Source organism: Balneolales bacterium ANBcel1 (assembly GCA_029688905.1).
In the GTDB taxonomy this organism is placed as follows: Bacteria; Bacteroidota; Rhodothermia; order Balneolales; family Natronogracilivirgulaceae; genus SLLW01.
This window is the reverse complement of sequence record JARULB010000002.1, coordinates 500,637-517,510: the sequence shown is the minus strand read 5'-3', so window position 1 is coordinate 517,510 and position 16,874 is coordinate 500,637. Positions and strand designations below refer to the sequence as shown.

At 56.6% G+C, this 16,874-nt stretch carries 9 protein-coding genes; 3 read left to right on the top strand and 6 right to left on the bottom strand.

Annotated elements, in window-relative coordinates; translation table 11 throughout:
- Window positions 1-71: 71 nt before the first annotated feature.
- The 4 genes from QA596_04305 to QA596_04290 are packed head-to-tail and all read right to left on the bottom strand — an operon-like array spanning window position 72 to window position 4,838.
- The gene (locus tag QA596_04305; GenBank protein MDG5766680.1) at window positions 72-1,175 is read right to left on the bottom strand and encodes an alpha/beta fold hydrolase; all 1,104 of its coding nucleotides are present in this window, start codon (window positions 1,173-1,175) and stop codon (window positions 72-74) included.
- Entirely contained in the window at window positions 1,175-3,064 is a 1,890-nt protein-coding gene (gene menD, locus QA596_04300; GenBank protein ID MDG5766679.1) for a 2-succinyl-5-enolpyruvyl-6-hydroxy-3-cyclohexene-1-carboxylic-acid synthase, read from the bottom strand. Before menD ends, QA596_04305 begins: the two co-directional genes overlap by 1 nt.
- Entirely contained in the window at window positions 3,051-4,520 is a 1,470-nt protein-coding gene (locus QA596_04295) for an isochorismate synthase (GenBank protein ID MDG5766678.1), read from the bottom strand. The genes menD and QA596_04295 overlap by 14 nt, the downstream gene beginning before the upstream one ends.
- Before the next feature lie 42 nt (window positions 4,521-4,562).
- Entirely contained in the window at window positions 4,563-4,838 is a 276-nt protein-coding gene (locus QA596_04290; GenBank protein ID MDG5766677.1) for a DUF4290 domain-containing protein, read from the bottom strand.
- Between the two features lie 186 nt (window positions 4,839-5,024).
- Between QA596_04290 and QA596_04285 the strand changes: the two genes are divergently transcribed.
- Window positions 5,025-6,413: a cystathionine beta-synthase gene (locus QA596_04285; protein MDG5766676.1), complete on the top strand. Its 1,389-nt coding sequence runs from the start codon at window positions 5,025-5,027 to the stop codon at window positions 6,411-6,413.
- A gap of 58 nt (window positions 6,414-6,471) precedes the next feature.
- A complete protein-coding gene (locus tag QA596_04280; protein ID MDG5766675.1) occupies window positions 6,472-6,783 on the top strand; it encodes a DUF3467 domain-containing protein in 312 nt (103 codons plus the stop codon).
- An 18-nt stretch (window positions 6,784-6,801) separates the two neighbouring features.
- On the opposite strand, the gene QA596_04275 is transcribed toward QA596_04280, so the two are convergent.
- Window positions 6,802-7,884 carry an LptF/LptG family permease gene (locus QA596_04275; protein MDG5766674.1) on the bottom strand — a complete coding sequence of 361 codons (1,083 nt, stop codon included), beginning with the start codon at window positions 7,882-7,884 and terminating at the stop codon, window positions 6,802-6,804.
- A gap of 3 nt (window positions 7,885-7,887) precedes the next feature.
- Complete coding sequence (locus QA596_04270; GenBank protein MDG5766673.1) at window positions 7,888-9,393, bottom strand: LptF/LptG family permease; 1,506 nt, start codon at window positions 9,391-9,393, stop codon at window positions 7,888-7,890.
- A gap of 248 nt (window positions 9,394-9,641) precedes the next feature.
- On the opposite strand from QA596_04270, the gene sprA reads away from it, so the two are divergent.
- Window positions 9,642-16,868, top strand: coding sequence for a cell surface protein SprA (sprA, locus tag QA596_04265; protein ID MDG5766672.1), 7,227 nt, complete (start codon window positions 9,642-9,644; stop codon window positions 16,866-16,868).
- Window positions 16,869-16,874: the final 6 nt, after the last annotated feature.

Sequence of the window (16,874 nt, the reverse complement as noted above, 5' to 3'; positions counted from 1 at the left end):
ATGTGCCAATTTCCATCGCTCCGAAATTGATATTCGTTCGGGATGAAGATAATGGGTTGGAACGTCAATGTTCAGCGGTTTGCGGCAGCAAGCAGTGCGCGGACATGCGCCACGTAAGCTTCCGGGGCGTCCCGGTGAACCCTGTGAGCTGCACCCGGCACCGATACGTGCCGCGCATTCCGGAACAGGGACTTCATCCGGATTCCAATGTCATGAAACTTCCGGTCGGATGCTCCGGTGAGGATAAGGACATCGGCCGCTATCCGGTGCAGCTGGTCCCAAACCGGGGGCATGCGTCCGGTGCCGAATCCTTCCAGCCACCGTATTGCCGTTTCGGCGTCCATGTGCGCGGCCCCGTGCCGCCCACCATCGCCTGAAGCGCTCTCGTCGGCGCCATCCGATGCTTTATGGCTCAGTTTGTCTCCGGCTTCTCCACCTGATGCATCATTTCGCAGTGTGCCCCCGGCCTCTCCATCCGACGCATTATGACTCAATGCACCCCCGGCCTCTCCATGGGAATTCCCGCTACCGGAAGAGCGTCCGGGCGTATTTCCGGGTTCATCATCCCCGGTTACATGGCCAATCCCTCCGTGTTTCGGTTGAAACAGGGGATGTTGATTCCATCGCTCGAGAAACCTGCTGTAATCCCTCCGGATCGCCTTCGTCCGTTCGGTGTCCTCCCGGATTCGTTCGGCCCGCTTCCCCGGGTCTGCGATTCCCGGCGTGGTACTTTCCAGGATCAATCCGCGGGCGGCTTCCGGGTACCTTGCCGCCCAGGAGAGCAGCAGCCTCCCGCCCATACTGTATCCCGCCAGGAAGGGGCGTGGCTGCAGGAGGCCGGTCACCACGGTATTCAGGCCGTCGACCAGGACTGCCGCCGTGAAGGGAGAATCGGAACGGAGCGAGGCATCCTCGTCCCGGTCAACTGACCGGCTTGCGCGGAGCTCTGCATTTCGCGAGGGGGTGTCGCCCGTTGAAGAGACATCCTCCCGGATATCCAGGGTCAGCGGATTGGCGCATTCCACAAGAGCGGGGATCAGGTGGGAAAACTGACGGCCGGATCCGAGAAACCCGTGCAATAACAGCAGATCGGGACGGTCCGCGCTGGTGGCATGACGCGTTACCTCAAAGCGGAGGCCCCGATACCGGATGGTATGGATAGCCGGGAGCCTCATCACAGGGCGGATCGGCGGATGAGCATCGAAGCGTCAGAGCTGGTCCGGTATTCCAGGATCGAGGCGCATCCGTCCGGCAGCCGGTGCCAGGCTTTTTGCAGTTCATCCGCGGTGTCGGCCCGTTCGAATGGCAGGTGATGCGCCCCGGCGATTCCGCTGATATCGACATCCTGGGGGGTCTCGACAAACCGGGTGTAGGTTTCGTCGTGTTCTGGAAACGGCAGAGACCGGAAGATGGCGCCGCCCCGGTTGTTCAGGACCACAATTCGAAGGGGCAGGTCACGCGTCACAAGATTATTGAGGGCGCTGACGTCGTGTAGAAAGGCGAGGTCCCCGATAAACAGAACCACCGGGATGTTGCCGGCAATGGCCGAGCCGATTGCGGTAGAGAGTACACCGTCGATGCCGCTGGCCCCGCGGTTGGTCAGTGTCGGAATACCGGTAACGGTGGAAGGGGAGTTGTACAGCAGGTAATCCCGCACCGGAAACGAATTCGACAATACCACAAGCCGGGTTCCGGAGCTGTTCAGCAGGGGTGCCAGGACATGGTAGACCTGCGGGTCGGTAAGTCCGTTGTCGGTACCCGCAGTTTGTGTTGAACGGTTCGAACCCTCCAAAACAAGCTCAAGGCGCGCATCCAGCAGTCGAAGCTGCTCCAGCCAAAGCTGCCGGTACTCCCCGGCATCCGAAACCGGGTGACGGGCGGATACCCCTGGCGCAGGCTTTCCGGGTTCTGCTGCATCCGGGGCGGAAAGTGTTTGCCGCCTTACGGGGTCGGCCGCGCCGCTGCCTGGGACCTCCGCCGAATCATTGAGAGCGCCTTCGTGATGGATCGGCAGGGCGCCCCAGTCGAACTCCGTCAGTTCTCCGGGAAGCACATGGGTAGCCGACAAAGTGGCATCACTGTTCACCGAGTTGCCGCCGACAACGATCTGAGGGGCCTTCCATTGCTGCAGGATATCCAGAGTGGCTCTGTGAACAGGTGCCTCGCCGGTTCGGATCACCAGATCGGGTTCCGGTATCCGCTCCATGGCTTTCCCCGAGCCAAAGAGCAGGGGGTGGCGGGTAATACCGTCCGCAATTCCGCCCGTCTCGCACAATACGGGCCAACCGTACTCTCTGGCGCGGTCAAAAAAGTCGGCATGTGGCGGGCTGCCCGGTCCCGCGATCACCAGCGGCCGCCGGCTTCTCCGTATCATTTTGCGAAACGGTTCCGGCACCGGGCGTTGTTCGGGTTCAAAGACCGTAAGGCTGCCCTTCGGCTGGGTGCGGTTCTCTTCCGGGGTGCGGCCATGCGTGGTGGAGACGATCCTCTCCAGCGCAAAATCCATATCATCGACGGAGGGCTCCAGCGGCTTGCGAAACGGCAGGTTCAAATGCACCGGGCCTTTTTTACCGACGGCATGGTGAAATGCCTGGTATCCCAGCCGGGTGAGTCGCCTGAGGTCGGTTGCATCGCCGGAGGGTTCCCCGGTGTCGAAATAGAAGACCGGATAGTCGCTGAAAAGTTTAACCTGGTCGATGGTCTGTGGGGAGGCGATGTCACGCATCACGGGCGGCCGGTCGGCGGTAAGCAGCAGCAGTGGAGTGCCGGAGAGTCGGGCTTCCACTGCGGCGGGAAAGGCGTTGGCGGCGGCAGTGCCGGAGGTACAGATAAACAGAGCGGGAGTACCGGATTGTTTGGCGGCACCCAGAGCCATAAAAGCGGCGGCCCGTTCGTCCAGTACGGAGTGGCAGATGATCTCCGGGTGTCGGACGGCCGCGTAGGTGAGGGGAGTGGAACGCGACCCCGGACTGATAAACGCGAGCCGGACACCGCACCGGCTCAGTGCGTCAAGAAGCTGAAGGCTCCAGCAAAAAGACAGTCCGGCCGCGTCATTCCATGGCATATTCCAGTCCCTTTTGCATGGGTATGAACTTGATGCGGGTTTCCTCCCATTCGGCGGCGGGATCAGAATCCTCGACGATGCCGCATCCGGCAAAAAACTGCACCTGTTTGCGCCGTACGAGACCGCTGCGTATGGCTACGGAAAACTCGGCCCTGCGGTTCGTGTTGAACCACCCAATGGGTCCGGCGTACCAGCCCCGTTCGATCTGCTCCAGCTGCTGGATGCGGTCGACGGCCTCAAGCTCCGGATAGCCGCCGACGGCCGGGGTCGGATGCAGCTGCTCAAGAATATCCACCGCGTTCACTTCACTGGTGAGCGCAGCGGCTACCGGCGTACAGAGATGCTGCACATTGGCATACTTCTTTATGATGGGGTTGGGTGGATGCTCAAGCGACCCGGTAAGCGGTAGCAGTTTTTCTTTGATGGCATCCAGCACATAGGCGTGTTCTTCCAGGTCTTTTTGGCTCTCGAGCAGTTTTTTCTCGTTGATGGTATCACGCGTGGCGGTTTTGCCCCGGGAGATACTGCCGGCCAGGGCCACGGTCTTGACATACTGCGATTGCAGGGAGAGCAGTTTTTCCGGTGTACTGCCGATGAACGTGGCATCACCGTTCAGCTGATACAGAAACGAATAGCAGGAAGGGTATTCCCTGCGCAGATGGTGAATCAGTTTTGTACAGGATATTTTTTGTCCGGTGTCGATACGTAACTCTCTGGCCAGCACAATTTTGCGAAACAGCCCGCTTCGGATGAAATCTCTGGCGTGTTCGACTTTGTCCATCCAGTTCAGCCGGTCCGATTCCGACTCTTCGGGGGCGCATTCACCGCCGCCGGGCTCCTGGTTTTGAAGAATCCGGCTGTTCTCGATGTTGTCCCTGAGCTGATTCAGAAAACTCCGGACCCATTCCCGGAACCACGTACGATGTTCATCCACCTCGTCGCGGGGGTTCCATGGGCGGGTGACATTCAGGATGGAGAATTGCCCATCGCGCACCAGCAGCCATTCGGGCAGGACAAACGAGCTGTTGCCCAATGGGCTCCAGGCCCCGCTCAGCGGCTCATCGAAAAAAGAGAAGCCACCTACCAGATGAGCTCCCGCCATGCTGTGGTTGATGTCACTGATATAATGCGCATTAGCGAGCAGGTCATCGGCTTTTCGGGATATGCTGCGGAACCGGTTGCGGCCGGAACTTTTGATCTGTGCCACGTTGCCGCCCGCTGCCAGTGCCATCTCGTAATCGGGGCGTTCCCAATAAAAGCGTGCGCCGTTTGAATTCCCGTTAAGTTCCAGAACGGCGAGCGGATCAATATTCTGAAATGGGATGGAGAGTGTGAGGTAACCGCTGCCGGAAGCGCGGCGTTTTTTTTCGAAGAAGCGGGTAAAACGGTCGGATTCCACCAGGGCATCGGCGTAGGTACCGGTTTCGGCCATGACTTTATCCGTGAGTTCCGACATGAAGAAATATCCTGAACAGGGTATAGCGGTTATTTTGAAGGGTTACATGGCATCATCCACTTCCCCCACCTCATAGGGGTTGTTGATGCCGTAATCGCGGGGGTCGTATTCGGCCAGCTTGAAGAAGTGGTTCCAGGCCTCCTCGCTGCAGCCGTTCTCATCCACCCAGCTGATGTGGCTCTGTTTGATGAGCCCGACGATCCGTTTGGCGTATTCGATCCGTTCCTGGTCGTCGCTGATACGCGGCAGGGCCTCGATCATGAGGTCGAGATTCAGTCCGCAATCATAGTCTTTTGGTTTTCGTTTAGGAAGAAACATAAGTCCCGGTATTTTAACTGAAAAAGAAAGGTGCAATATAGTATCTTTACCTTTCAGAAACATCCGCCATGTTATACATACGGCGGTACACGCCGGCTATTGCGGTAGTGGAGCAACGGATGCTCATCCGGATATCCGGCCGTATGAACCTCTTGCCTGCCGGGCCAACACAAAAACACAGCTTCTATGTGGTACAGTTCCATTGCCGAAACCGTGGGTAACACCCCGCTGGTAAAACTGAATACATTCAATAAAAACCGGCCGGGCACCTTGTTGGCGAAGGTCGAATATTTCAATCCCGGCCATAGTGTCAAGGATCGCATCGCCCTGAAAATGATCGAAGACGCGGAAAAGAGCGGCGAGCTCAAACCCGGCGGAACCATCATCGAGGGGACCTCCGGCAACACCGGAATGGGCCTTGCGCTTGTTGCCGCTGTGAGAGGCTACAAGTGTATTTTCACCACAACGGACAAGCAGAGCATGGAAAAGGTGAATCTGCTTCGCGCGCTGGGGTGCGAGGTGCAGATCTGTCCGACCAATGTGGAGCCGGACGATCCCAGAAGCTACTACTCGGTGGCCAAACGGCTTAACAGGGAGATTTCGGGATCCTGGTATCCGAACCAGTACGACAACCTGAGCAACCGGCAGGCGCATTATGAGTTGACCGGCCCCGAGATCTGGGAGCAAACCGAAGGGAGAATCACCCATTTTGTCGCTGGCATGGGCACCGGCGGCACCATCAGCGGAACCGCGGAGTACCTCAAGGAGAAAAACCCCGCCATCAAGGTTATCGGTATCGATTCCACAGGGTCGATCTACAAATCCTTTTTCGAGACCGGGGAGTTCGACAAGCGCCATATCGCTCCGTATCTGACCGAGGGGATCGGTGAGGATATCATCCCGGCCAACATGGATTTCAGCGTACTCGACGAAGTGGTGCAATGCCCTGACCGCGAAGCGTTTGTAACGACCCGGGAGCTGGCCCGCAGAGAGGGCCTGTTTGTGGGCGGTTCGTGCGGATCGGCGGTTTGGGGCGCGATGCATTATATCCGCTGGAATCCGCTCCGCGAAGATGACATAATGGTGATCATCCTGCCGGACAGCGGAACCCGCTACATGTCGAAGGTGTACAATGACGAATGGATGCGTACCAACGGTTTCCTGGAAGAGGGAACGTCCATGGAGGTGGAAGAGGTAGTGCGGATGCGAACCGCAAAGAACAGGGATCTGATTACCGTGGAGAAAGACCAGGTCCTAGAAACCGGTATACAGCTGATGAACAGCCATGGCGTTTCGCAGCTTCCGGTTACGGAAAACGGCGTCATTGTGGGGAGTCTGACCGAAAACAGGATTTTGACGCTGCTGTCCGAATCTTCTGAAATGCGCAACCGGCCCGTGGGCGAAGTAATGGATGATCCGTTTCCAATTGTGGCAAGCGACTTGAAAATCGATCAGATAACCCGGATGTTGTCGAACGGTGCATCGGCGGTTATTGTCCGTCTTGAGGACGGCGGGCACACCATCGTTACCCGCAGCGATTTGATCAATGCCCTGTCGCGGGACCGCGCGAAGTGAATCGGGTGCCGGGCCGGCATCCCCTGCAGAAAATCATCACCCCTAAAGAAAACACGATATGGAGAAGAAAAAAGATAAAAAGATGGAAATTGAGCTGCCCAAAGAGGAGGCTCCCGGTACCTATTCCAACCTGGTGATGATCACACATTCGCCCTCGGAGTTCGTACTGGATTTTATCGCCATCATGCCGGGGCTCACCAAAGCGAAGGTGGTCAAACGCATGATTTTGACGCCGGAACACGCCAAACGATTTTCCCATGCGCTTCAGGATAATATCCGCCGCTATGAAGAGTTGCACGGCGAGATCAAGACCCGCGGAAAAAATGAGCAGCAGCCGTTCAACTACCGGGGCCCGCTTCCGGAAGCGTAGCCATTCGTTGCACGCCGGCTATTTCCTGGCACCGACAAGCACTGCCAGGGCGACTATCAGGAAAAAGAGATGCGGGAAGAGCGCGGCATGGAGGGGATCCATGGCTCCGGTGTAGCCGAACGGTTCGGCCAGTTTCATCATGGCGAGGTATAGGAAGCTGATCACCAGCCCCGCTGCCAGCGGCACTCCCCGGCCGCCGCGATGCCTGATGGAGGCGATGGCTACACCGATCACGGTGACAATCACGATGGAAAACGGATAGCTCAGTTTTCCATAGAACTGCACGCGCGGCATGGCGATACCTCCGGCGCCGCTGCGTTCGATGGATGCCAGGTAGTTGCGTATTTCGGGATAGGTGAGCTGGAAGACATCCGATGAGGTACGGCCGAAGTCGCGGGGCAGCAGATTCAGCGTGGTGTCTCGCCGGTCGAAGGTGATCTCTTCGTATCCGTTGCCGTGAAACCGTTTGATGGTGCCGTTGACAATTTCCCAGACCTGTTCGTCGCTTTTCCAGATTATCCTGCCGGCTTCCATTGTTTCGACCAGTTTGTCGTTGTCAAAGGTGTAGAAGCTTACGCGATAGCCGGTTTTTTCCCGGATGTCGTAGTAATTGATGCGCATCAGCCGGTTGGGGGATTCCTGCCGGAAAATCCGGTTCCGGTCCAGCCGCTCGGTCCGGTTCATGATATACCGCTGTTCGAACTCGGCCCGAACGGCATTGGAAGCCGGGACTACATAGCCGTCGAGGTAGCTTACCATGCCCGCCATCAGTACGGCAAAAACGAGGTAGGGTGCAAGAAGGCGGTAGAGGCTGACGCCTGCGGCACGAAGCGCCACAATCTCCAGACGGGCGGCCATCTGGCTGGTGATCCACAAACAGGCGGTGAAGACCGCCACGGGCGATACCAGGCGAATCATTTCCGGGATATAGTTCAGATAATAGTCATACCAGATTTCGCGCAGTGTTGCGCCACGATCGGTGAAATCCCCGCTGTTCTCCGAAAAATCGATGATGATGAAGATGAAGATCAGCAAGCCGGTCACAAATCCGGTGATCACCAGCATCCGGGTAAAAATCAGTCGGTCGAACTTTTTGATCATCCCCTATTTCCGTTTTATGACGAGGTAGTTGAGTACAATCGCGGCCACCGCCATGGTCATGTTGGCAAACCACATTCCCACGAACGGTGATACGATCAGGCGGTCGGCCAGCTTCTCTCCCTGGATAATGCTGATCCAGTAATAGGTGAACAGCACGGTGCTGATGATGGCGTGAATGCCCATGTTGCCTTTTCGGACCAGCAGGCCCAGCGGGGCCCCGATCAGTGCAAACAGAATGCAGGCAAAGGGGATAGAGGCTTTTTTATGCACCTCGACCATAAAGCGGGCAATGCGTTCGTTGCGCCAGTTCAGGTTGCTTCGAAGGTTGTCGCTCATGGCTTGTGTACTGCGGATTTCCGACAGGGAACGCAGCACCGTGTTTCGCTGATTCTGCGCATCCGTCACCAGGCTCAGGGCTGCAAATCCGGTGTCCTGCATGGGGGGGACGATCACGGCTGCCGGCTCCCGGGGAGTTCCGGGGCGAGAGCCGGGCCCTTCGGGAGGGGAGTAGCGGTCGTGGCGTTCTGTGAGGTAATCGCTCTCCGGGCCACTTTCAATTTCTTGCATGGTGGTATCCGGGGCGGCCTGCAACGTGACTCCGGAGGCGTGAAGCGAACTTCTGAAATTGCGGAGTTCGCGCTCCTTGTCGCTGCGAAGCGAATCAACGACGGCAAGCATGGCCTGGGCGCGCATGGATCGGCCGTCTCGCCTGCGGTCATCCGGGTTGGTCCGGGAGAAGGCCAGGTCGGAAAGATCAAAGGTGATGCGGTAGTTATCGAAGCTGGTCTCCTCAAACAGGGCACTGGTGCCGCTCCTTCCAGAGGAGAGATACCGCATGATGGTGCCGTTATACAGATGCAGGGTGAGGCTGAGATGCCGTTCATCGCTCTCGAGCAATCCTTTCGACGCCTTGATGACCGCCCTGTCGCGGCCCTGTTCCGGTCGTTGAAACAGAGTGATATCGTACAGGGAATCGGTTTCGGAGGGGATGTTGCGCACCAGGAAGGTATAGCCGTCGATGCCTTCGTAGAATGTATTCTCCTGCAGGTCGAAGCCCGGTTTCTTCATGCGGATGTCGAGGAACAGGGCTCTGGCCTTGTAGTTGGCCTCCGGGAGCACTTCGTTCGAGAACCATCCCAGAAAAAGGGTGATGATAATGGCCAGGCCCAGCGTAGGCCGGATAATTCGGAAGGGGGCGATGCCGGCGGCCCGAACGGCGGTGTACTCATTTTGCTCCGAGAATTTGCCGTACGCCATCAGCGAAGCGGCGAGAATGGTCATCGGCACGGCGAGCACGACCATATAGGCGAGATTGACCAGAATCAGTTCGATGATTACCAGCAGGGGAATTCCCTTGCCCACCAGGTGATCCATGAACTGGATCAGAAACTGCATCAGCAGCAAAAACATGATGGTCAGGAAGCAGAAGACAAAGGGGCCCGCATGCCGCTTGAGCAAGTCTCTTTCAATACTTCCGGGTACCAGGCTTTTAAGGAAATCCGATATCATCTGTGAATAATAAAGCCGCAGAATCGTTACATTGTATATGATAAGGAATCCGGCAACGAAGAAATACGACAAACAGGCCGTCCGAATCAATAAAAATGGGGATCAGGCATTGATTAGTTGTTGCAGGGATTCTAATTTTACCGACTGAAAACCAATATAAGAACCAATCTGCCCGCCTATCGACCAATAATTACCAATCGTCCAAAAACAATATTCCCAAATAACCGGGTTAATCAAGCTTTTATTTCTTGCTAGTTGTAACGGTTCGTAATGGTCTTGCAGGATTGGTTGTTGGTTTCTGCCTGCTTCTTCTGCCGTTTTCCGCCGTCTCCCAAAGTAACGACACCATACCTGACTCTGGTATCCATCAGGAGGAGGGGTTGCAGGCCGGAGATGATGCTGAAATCGGATTGACGGAAGCGGAGCGCCGTCTGTTTTCCGCTCCGGAATCCCCCCGAATCACCAATCCCTTTCCCCGCAAACGGTCGCCTTTAATCCAGATCGATTTGCCGGAGGATCGTGTGGATATTTCCCGCGACTCACTGGGGTATTATACTGCCGAGCGCACCATTTTCGGAGTCAGGTCGGGATATGCGCGCCGTATGGATTTTGAGTCGTTTTCGGAGCTAAGCCTGAAGCACCGGCAGCATCAGAACTGGCGCCGCCTTGTCGATGAGCGGCGGCGGCAGACAGTGAGACGACGCGGCCTGCTCGATTTTACCCTCGATCTGCCGGTAGGCGAACGATCCGCCTTCACGACCATCTTCGGCCGTCCCGAGGTGAACCTGAGTGTCACCGGTACCGCCGATATGAGCATCGGAGCCTCCATCAGCGATACCGACGACCCGTCGCTACCGCCCGACCAGCAGCGCCGGATTGACCCGACGTTCGAGCAGAATCTTCGGCTCAACATTCAGGGTATGATCGGAGACAAACTCACGATCGCGACCGACTGGGATACCCAGCGCGCTTTTGATTACGAAAACCGAATGAGTATCCGATATCAGGGGTATGAAGATGAGATTTTGCAGAGCGTGGAGCTGGGGAATGTCTCCATGGAGACCGGGAATACGCTGATCCGGGGCGGCGGATCCCTTTTCGGGGTGAAGGCGGAGGCCAAATTCGGTCCCTTGCGCCTGACATCGGTCGTTTCACAGCAAGAGGGGCAGAGCAATACGCAGACCATCGAGGGCGGAAGCCAGACGGCAACCATTGAAATACGCCCGGCGGCCTATGATAACGACCGCCACTTTTTTATCGATTTCTTCGCATGGCAGGAGTTCGAAAACGCGATGGCCGATCCGGTAGTCGTTCAGCGCATGTTCAATATCAACCGGATGGATGTCTATGTACTGAACACCTCGTCCCGTGAACAGTCGGGACAGCGCCGTGCAGCCGCTCTGGTAGACCTTGGCGTTGTTCAGCAGGGCGGTTCGGGTCCGTATTTACCTCCGGATCAGACACGTGACCGTTTTGATGAGGCTCTGCTGGAGCAGTACCGTGATCCGAATACCACCCCCTCGGCTTCCGATTTCGGGGTGTCCAGTGATGAGTTCGTCGAGGGCTATTTTGTCCCCCTTCAGGAAGGTGTGGATTATACCTTCGACGAAAACACCGGCTATCTGTCGCTGGAGTCGAGACTGGATCCCGATCAGGCCCTGGCCGTATCCTTTTCCCACAGTGTCGGCGGAACATCGATACGGATTGGTGACCTGAATACCGGCGACGACCGCCGCATGTTCCTGAAGCTGCTCAGACCCTCCAACCTCACCACCAGCAGCAAGGCGTGGGACCTGACCATGCGTAACGTCTACAGCCTGAATGCCACGAATCTCCGCAGGGATGACATTGAAATCGATATTGTCTTTGACGGTGGAAACACCCCGCAAACCAATCTGCCGGGCCTGGGGAATGTCCTGCTACAGGATCTCGGGCTGGACCGGGTCAACGCCTCCGGAGAACCCCGCCCCGACAATCAGATCGATTTCGGAACCGGTACACTGGACGCTATGCGCGGCCGAATTATCTTTCCCTATCTCCAGCCGTTTGGAAGCCGAATAGCACAGCTTTATGAGGACAGCGGCCTGTCACAGGATCAGATTCAGGAGAATATCGACCGCTATACGTTCCCGGAACTCTATACAAGTACCCAGAATAACGCCCGAAGAGAATCAGGTAACAACCTGTTTAAAATAAGCGGTTCGAGCCGGGGATCTGTACAGGACAGTTACAATCTGGGAATCGCGATTGTCGAGGGGTCGGTAAGTGTACGGGCCAACGGGGTGGAACTGACCGAAGGAGTCGATTACGAGGTCGACTACTCCATAGGTAATATCATGATTACCAACAGGCAATACCTGCAAGCAGGCCAGGAGATTGTTATCGATTATGAGAGTAACCAGGTGTTGCAGATTCAGCAGACGACGTTTGCCGGGTTACGGGCCGAATATACCGTCAACGATAATATCAGTTTCGGCAGCACCTATTTTTCCCTTAAAGAACGTCCACTGCAGGACAAGATTCCGATTGGCGATGAACCCATCAACAATTCCGTATTGGGATTTGATGGCAAAGCCGATTTTGATGCCCCCTGGCTCACCCGTGCCATTAACTGGCTGCCGCTGATCCAGACCCGTGCCGATTCGGAGATCTCTTTCAGCGGGGAATTCGCTCAGTTGAGGCCCGATGTCGCACAGACGCGCGCCGTTTCAAGGGCTATTGACCGTGGCGACCTCTACCCGGATGAAGAGAGAGGGCTCTCTTTTATCGATGACTTTGAAGGATCCAAGACCAGTATCAACTTTCTGAGTCCCGGTCGATGGAACATTGCGGCGGCTCCGCATGCCATCCCCGGATACGACGGTACCATGGACGGATACGACGAGAGTATCGAATCCCGGGTTGCCCGCTCCGATATGCGTGGCAAGTTTTCCTGGTACATGATCCCCATCAACATCGGACGGGTTACCGATGCCGCCCGCACCCCGGAGTCCCTGCCCGTATCGGTTTCGGATGTCTTTCCCAACCGGGAAGTTCGCCGGCAGGAAGACCGCCTGCAGACCCTCGATATTCACTACAATCCACGCAAACGCGGTCCCTACAACTATAACGAGAACCTGCGCGACCTGCTCGAAAACAGGCCGGAGGATACCTGGGGCGGTATGACCGCCGCCTTCCCGAGCGGACTCGACAACCTCCGGCAGAACAATATTGAATTCCTTGAATTCTGGGTGCAGCCGCTGCTGCCTGACGGGAGGAATCCCACCGGCATGGACTACGACAACTACGACGGGAAGATCTACATTGATCTGGGACTGGTATCCGAAGATGTTATTCCGAACAACCGGCTGAATACCGAGGACGGTCTGGCCCGTGCCCAGGATCTCGGCAACCTGCAGGTCGACAACGCCATGCGCTCCTATATCATCAGCCGGAACGCTCACCTGACAGGCCAATTCTCAACCGAAACCCAGGAGCGGGAGGATGTAGGCCTGGACGGTGCCCACAGTACGCAAGGGGAGTTCTCCGAGCAGGTGCTCTTCAGCAACTGGCTGGAACTGATGGCCGAGCAGTATGCCGACCAGCCCGAGATACTGGATCAGATTCTCAACGATCCCTCCAATGACAAATACTACTATTTCAACGACCCTCAAATCGGACATAAACCGTTACATGAGCGGTTCCACAGGATGTACGGATTTCTGGAGGGCAACTCACTCTCACGCGGCGATTCACGGTCCATCACCAATCGCCCGGATACCGAGGGACTGATTAACCCGGCGAGTGTGAACCGGGACGACTCTTTTTTCCAGTTTGAGATTCCCTTCAACCCCGGCGACCCATCATCAATGCGAATAGGCGAGAATTATATCGTAGACATGGTGGATGGCGATCAGCCGACCGACCGGTGGTACCTGGTGCGCCTGCCGCTGCGTGATGTTGCCCGGCAGGTCGGCAGTATTGAGGACCTTGAGCGCGTTCAGCACATCCGTTTCTGGATGGCGGGCTATCACGAACCGATGACCATGCGGTTTGCCACGTTCGAGCTGGTCGGGAACCAGTGGCGCGAGCTGGAGCGGCTCTCGCAAGAAGGGTATCCGGGTACGATTTTCGAAGTATCCACCATCAACATTGAGGAAAACTCCAACCGCCAGCCGATACCCTACCGTATTCCAAACGGGGCCATCCGGTCGGTGCAGCGCGGCCAGCAGGAGCAGGTACTGGCAAACGAACAGTCGCTCTCCATGCGGGTTGAGGATCTCCGTTCGGGGGAATACCGCATGCTGCAGCGCTTTTACCCGAACCAGCTGAACCTGCTGAACTACTCCAACCTGAGGATGTTCGTGCATGGAGAAGGATATGATCGCCGGTCGGATGTGGAGGTGGTTATCCGGCTGGGCAACGACCTCTCCAATAACTATTACGAATATCGGCAGCCGGTTTCGCCGACCGACCCCAATTTCAACTTCACGCCGCTGAACATGGATCCGGAAAGCTCGGTGCTGGCCAATGAAACGGATCGCATCTGGATTCCCGATTCCAACAGCGTAAACATCGTGCTTTCGTCGCTGAACGCCCTGAAGCAGGCGAGAAATCTGGAGGAAGTGTCGCTCGAAGAGTTGTACGAACGCACCGACCTGGTTCAGGATGCCCCGCCGGGGGCGGTTATCGCGGTGGTAGGCAACCCTTCGCTGGGGGGCGTCAGAGAGATCGGTATCGGTATCCGAAACCCGCATGATAACGGCAGCAGCCAGAACGGCACGGTGACATCGAACGTCGGACGGCCGTCACTGGACGCCGAATTGTGGGTCAATGAGCTGCGCGTTTCCGGATTTGAGGATCAGAAGGGATGGGGGGCCAATTTCAGAACCACCATACGGCTGGCCGACCTGGCAACGGTTCGGGCCAGTTTCTCCAGGCAAACCGACGGTTTCGGACATCTGAACCAGAGTATGATTGAACGGCAGATGTTTGACATGTACTCCTACGATCTGAATACCCAGGTCAATTTGCACCGGTTTCTTCCGGAACGGTACGGCTGGAATATTCCTCTACAGCTGTCGGCACGGCGCAGCCAGCAGACACCCCGGTTTCTGCCTCAGCAGGGTGATGTCCGTTTTTCGGACTTCGAGGACGCGGTTGACGCCAGTGACCTTACTGAGGAGGAGCGGGAATTGGAAATCGACCGGATGTTGGATCAGATCCGCACCCAGAGCCAGCGGTATGGCTTCGGTCTGACAAACATTTCAAAGAGTAACTCCGAGTCCACATTGCTCCGCTATACCGTAGACAATATCAACCTGAGCTATGTCTACAATCTGGATGAACGCAGTGATCCCAACCTGGAGTTTCGCGATCAGTGGGACCACCGCACCTCATTGAACTACCGGTTGAACATCCGAAATGTGAATGTGGTCAGGCCGCTTACGTTTCTTGACGGCATTCCTGTGCTCCAGTGGTTTTCTACAACCGGGTTTACCTATGTGCCTTCCCAGGTTAACCTGGAATCGGTGATGACCCGCCGCTATTCCGAGGAGCTGAGACGCGGTGGCGCGGGCGATAACTTCAGCATGCAGCAGCAGCACAGCTTTAATTTTGAGTCGCGCGTATCCGTCAATTACAACCTGACCCAGTCCATCTCCACCTCCTTTTCGAACACCACCGAGCTGAACCTGCAGCAACTGGGACAGCGGGAAGTGGATCCGGCCGATACCCTCAGCTCTGAGTTCCGGACCATTCCCACATTGACGGCACTGGAAAGCTGGTTTTTTGATCCGGCCGCCAACCCCCGCCGCGACCGGTACCAGGAATCCTACTCTGCTTCCTGGCGGCCACGCCTCACCAGAATCGAAGGGCTTGACTGGCTGAACTATTCGGCATCCTTCCGGGGGAGCTTTCGATGGACCAACAGCGCCGAGGGATCCGGCAGAGGGGCCGCAGTCCAGAATCAGTTCTCATTTGAGCAGAACCCCGAACTGCGCACACAAAACCTGCTTGAGCGCGTATCGTTGTATCGCGACGCGAAAAGCGCCTCCGAAAGGGAACGCAGAGAACGAAATCAGGCCAGAAGCAGGGACGATCAGGATTCAGAATGGACGCGTTCCGACGACATGAGATATTTCGGCCGCCGGATGGTGCTCGGGCTGCTGAGCATTCAGAGCATCAATGTGTCTTACACTCGAGGCGGCGGATCCGGGCAGGGGGGATATGCCGGCGACTCCCAGATCTATTACATGTTTGGCGATACCGGTGACAGCAACTTCTCGCCACCATTCGGATACCGGATAGGGCTGAGGCAGGAGATTCCCCGGGATCAGCTGATCCGGGTCAGGGAGCCCGGTGAGGCTTATCCGTTTACGGCTTCCGTTGATGAGTCTCACAACCTGAATGTCCGCACGGGCATGCGGCCCTTCAGCGATCTCTCGGTGAACCTGAACTGGTCTGCCCGCTGGGATGATACGGTAGAGCGACGCCAAACACTCTTTTACGGAGACTCCCTTTCTGTTGAGCTGCGGGAATCCGGCAACATAACCACCTCCGTCTGGGCTTTTGGCGGTGGCTATGAATCGCTTTTCGAGCTGCAGGTCGACCGGGCGCTTGATGCAATCGAATTGCGGGATGAGGACGGCTTCGTGGAGGCGGATAAGGTCCCGCTTATCGCCGCAAGCCTGGAGAAAGATTTCCGGAAAGCCTACTTCGGTTTTTCCGACAGAACCATTGGAGTTCGCGGGTTTCTGCCATTACCATTGCCTAACTGGGACATCTCGTGGTCCGGATGGGAAAACCGCATGCCGCTAATTCAGCGTTATCTGCAGCGGGCAACGATCAACCACCGCTATACCGGGCAGTACAATCAGGGCTGGCAGCTGAATTCCAACCGGGGGGATGAACTGCCGAGGGCCATCGATGCCTACACGTTCCTGTATCACCAGCCCGATTACGACAGCCGCTCAATCAGCCTTCAGAGAAACTTTGCCCCGCTGGTGGGTTTGCAGATGCGCTGGGTCAACAACATGAATACCCAGATAAATTACAACACCAACAAGCAGACCAGCATCAGCCTCTCAAATAACACCGTTACTGAAAGAAACGTCAAGAGGCTCTCCCTTACGTTCGGGTACTCCAAACGCGGGTTCCGGATACCGTTTTTCCGTCAGCTTAACAATCAGATCGATATCAATTTGACGACCGAATACAGTGATGAGATTACCTATACGTACCGGTTGAATGACGATGTGACCGAGGCGCTCCGGGCACCGGAAGGAGCCGTGCGCGATGTCAGGCCCGCTCGGCCCGACGAGCAGGGATCCACCCAGCTGCAGATCCGTCCCTCTGTGAGATACCAGTTCTCACAGACAATAACCGCCGGACTCGAATACAGCTTTGTAAAACTGATGCCGCGATCCAGCCAGATTCTGCCGCGAACCGATCAGGATATCCGGTTTAATATCCAGGTGCGTATTCGTTCCAACTGAGGTTCG

What these genes read in the sequence shown, in the direction of transcription:
- QA596_04295 (MDG5766678.1), bottom strand. Translation starts at nt 4,520, where the DNA reads ATGTCGGAACTCACGGATAAAGTCATGGCCGAAACCGGTACCTACGCC.
- QA596_04280 (MDG5766675.1), top strand. Translation starts at nt 6,472, where the DNA reads ATGGAGAAGAAAAAAGATAAAAAGATGGAAATTGAGCTGCCCAAAGAG.
- QA596_04305 (MDG5766680.1), bottom strand. Translation starts at nt 1,175, where the DNA reads ATGAGGCTCCCGGCTATCCATACCATCCGGTATCGGGGCCTCCGCTTT.
- QA596_04290 (MDG5766677.1), bottom strand. Translation starts at nt 4,838, where the DNA reads ATGTTTCTTCCTAAACGAAAACCAAAAGACTATGATTGCGGACTGAAT.
- QA596_04285 (MDG5766676.1), top strand. Translation starts at nt 5,025, where the DNA reads ATGTGGTACAGTTCCATTGCCGAAACCGTGGGTAACACCCCGCTGGTA.
- QA596_04275 (MDG5766674.1), bottom strand. Translation starts at nt 7,884, where the DNA reads ATGATCAAAAAGTTCGACCGACTGATTTTTACCCGGATGCTGGTGATC.
- menD (MDG5766679.1), bottom strand. Translation starts at nt 3,064, where the DNA reads ATGCCATGGAATGACGCGGCCGGACTGTCTTTTTGCTGGAGCCTTCAG.
- QA596_04270 (MDG5766673.1), bottom strand. Translation starts at nt 9,393, where the DNA reads ATGATATCGGATTTCCTTAAAAGCCTGGTACCCGGAAGTATTGAAAGA.